This is a genomic window from Shewanella sp. CG12_big_fil_rev_8_21_14_0_65_47_15, assembly GCF_002783505.1.
Lineage (GTDB): Bacteria > Pseudomonadota > Gammaproteobacteria > Enterobacterales > Shewanellaceae > Shewanella.
This window is the reverse complement of the sequence record NZ_PFGL01000026.1, coordinates 17,778-20,436: the sequence shown is the minus strand read 5'-3', so window position 1 is coordinate 20,436 and position 2,659 is coordinate 17,778. Positions and strand designations below refer to the sequence as shown.

General features: G+C 43.7%; 3 protein-coding genes. 2 read left to right on the top strand and 1 reads right to left on the bottom strand.

The window, feature by feature from the left end; translation table 11 throughout:
* On the top strand, nt 1-883 hold an 883-nt coding region (locus COW15_RS07680), incomplete at its 5' end, for a colicin E3/pyocin S6 family cytotoxin (RefSeq protein ID WP_293631470.1).
* A gap of 9 nt (nt 884-892) precedes the next feature.
* Nucleotides 893-1,168 (top strand): hypothetical protein, encoded by a 276-nt coding sequence (locus tag COW15_RS07675; RefSeq protein ID WP_261762579.1) that lies wholly within the window; start codon nt 893-895, stop codon nt 1,166-1,168.
* Between the two features lie 243 nt (nt 1,169-1,411).
* Here the strand turns inward: COW15_RS07675 and COW15_RS07670 are convergent, their stop codons facing one another.
* The gene (locus COW15_RS07670) at nt 1,412-2,260 is read right to left on the bottom strand and encodes a hypothetical protein (RefSeq protein ID WP_293631463.1); all 849 of its coding nucleotides are present in this window, start codon (nt 2,258-2,260) and stop codon (nt 1,412-1,414) included.
* Between the last annotated feature and the right edge of the window lie 399 nt (nt 2,261-2,659).

Here is a 2,659-nt window from a genome sequence, read left to right as displayed (position 1 = left end):
TTATAATCTCGGGCGGTTTATGTCGGTGGATCCGCTGATCCAGAGTCCGACTTCGACTCAATCGGTGAACCCGTACAGTTACATAATGAACAACCCGCTGGCAGGGACTGATCCGACTGGGTATTGTTCAACGGGAACTCACATCAAAGGTAAAGATGTTGCAGGATGCTCAGTTGTCTTTGATGCTGGGAGCGGCGGCTCAGGTAAGAAAAAGTCAGAAGCAAAAGTAACTAGCAATGGAGCACCTTTAGTACAACAAAAAACTCCTGCAAACCTTCAAGTAAGTGAGTTGAATGGACAGGGACAAATTGCTGCTAACGGAGAAACGGCACCTAAGCCTACGGAAAATGATGGCTGGAGCTACATAGGCCAAAATGCTGAAGGAATGGAGAACTACCAGACCGTCTACACACCTCCTTCAGCAGGTATGATTACAGCCTCTCAAGCCAGTTTCTTATTCGTGATGGCGGCCGTTGATGGGCCTGCACCAATAGGTGATGGGTTGGCTATAGTTGCTGGAGCTGGATTTGTCGCTTATAACATGTCTCATGGCAATAAATCAGACTCATTAAAAGCGTTAGCAATGATGAGGGGGGATGCAGTTTCAAGTCCTGGCTCACCAATGCCTGATCCAGATGATGAAAATGACAGAAAACAAAATATTTCGAAGCAAGAAAGTAAAGTTTGGAAGAATCTACACTCTCATAGAGGTAAAACAAAAACAAATGGTTTAACAGGTAAAAACAGAAGGTATTATGAATGGGATCATACTCATAATGATATCGAGGTTTATGATAGTAAAGGACGGCATATGGGCTCAATGGATCCTAAATCAGGGCAGATGTATAAAAATGCTGTTCAAGGTAGAACAATAGACTTATAGGTAGGACAAATGAGCAATCATTGCTGTTCACAGATGTTAAACAATTTAGCGAAAACTCACGGTTCATTGCAGTACAACGGAAAATTTAGAGAATATGGCATAAGAGTTGACGATGGTGGCACATCTGTAATTTTAATTACTTATTGCCCATGGTGTGCTCAAAAACTTCCAATGAGCCTTCGTGATGAATGGTTTGATTTAATAGATGAATTAGGGTTGGATATTAGTTCAGAGCTTTCTTCTGACCTATTAACAGAAAGTTGGTGGAAGTCTAGAGGACTATAAGCAGATTTTTGGTAAGCTTTAACATTTCATACAAATCAGCCCCATTTATTGGGGCTTTTCCTTGTCTAAAACTGGGCAATTTGACCAGCGGCTTGGGCAGTCGTGACCAGTAGAAGAGTTCAGTCTCTAACAGCCGTGTGCGCAATTTGGTGCAGCGCCACTACCTGGCGGCACTGGTGCAATTGATCACTTCTGCTGTTCACAAGTGATCACTTCTACTGCTTTTGACTGATCAGGCTGCTGTTAATGTTGCCCAAAAATGGAGATCCGTCGCTTGAGTTCTTTCAAAGAAGTGGGATGGTTGTCGGCCAAAAAAAGCGAATCGATAAGTTTCTGGATTTCGGTATGACGGATGAAGTTGTAAAAACAGAGCTGGCCTTCTTTGGTATCTGGCACCAGTTTAAGTTGGGTGGCCCGCCGACAAAGTTCCTGATAAAACGATAACACAGGTTCAATACCAAGTGGCCCTGCTGATATCAGTCGCATCGGCAGATATCCCAGATTACCATCCGGCATATGAAAAACATGGGCATAGTGAGCTGAGGGCATGACCTGATTAGCATAGAGATACCCAAATTGCTGGTTCAAGTAATTGTAAAACTCGACGATTATTGAAGCAAAAGGAGTCGTAAGGCCAATTTTCAGAAGATATTGAAGTGCTAATAACTGAGGTGTATCCAGCACGGTTTTTTTGGGTTCTGTGGACTCCAAACAAAAGGCTATCCAGCAAGTCAAAGCGTGGATGTCGGTGCGATCTATCAGTTTATATCCATTTATTTTCTTCCTTCCGGCAGGGTTGCCGTCAGCATCCTCTCTATATAGTAAGTTGACATAGCTTGCCGGGAGGTTAACCAATACCTCTTTGATGGATTGCGTTGAAGGTTGAGCATTGTCGATAAGTTGCCACAGGGGGTGGCAGAGTAACGTCTTAAAAGAAAACTCTGCGTTCAGACGACGGTCAATGTCGTCAACAACATACTCTCTGATGACCGGCTCACCCTGCTCTTTTTTATTAAAGAAACGGGACGAATTGTTTAGCCATTCTGAGCTGTGACGCCGTTGTTCATCCTCGGCAAATAACTTCTTTTTCATTCCATAGGCACTTGGGGCATCCAGGTACGCCTTCAAGCAAGCACACCCGTAGCGGGTAGCAAGTGACCTTGTGTCTCGGCTCAGGCCAAGATAGTTCTCGAAGGTGTACATGTGTCTAAGAAATTTCGCAATCTGAATGCCAAACTATTCTCGCCGAATCTAAGCCTCGGAAAATGATAGTTTTTCACTGATATCCTCCACACAAACTCGTGCCTTTAATTGCAAAAGAAAGCCTTATGCAAGTTTAGCTTAGCTTTGTATTCTTAGTTAATCCCACCAAATCGAAGTAGGTTGCAACATGAATAAAAAGCTCAGTAGTGACGTGGAGACACTGGCTTTTGAGTTAGAGCGTGAATTGATGCATCGTTTCGGTTCGCCCCTGTTAACAGGCGAAAGGCT

Excerpts from the sequence above, each read along its gene's own strand:
- COW15_RS07675 (WP_261762579.1), top strand. The coding sequence starts at position 893 with ATGAGCAATCATTGCTGTTCACAGATGTTAAACAATTTAGCGAAAACT.
- COW15_RS07670 (WP_293631463.1), bottom strand. The coding sequence starts at position 2,260 with ATGAAAAAGAAGTTATTTGCCGAGGATGAACAACGGCGTCACAGCTCA.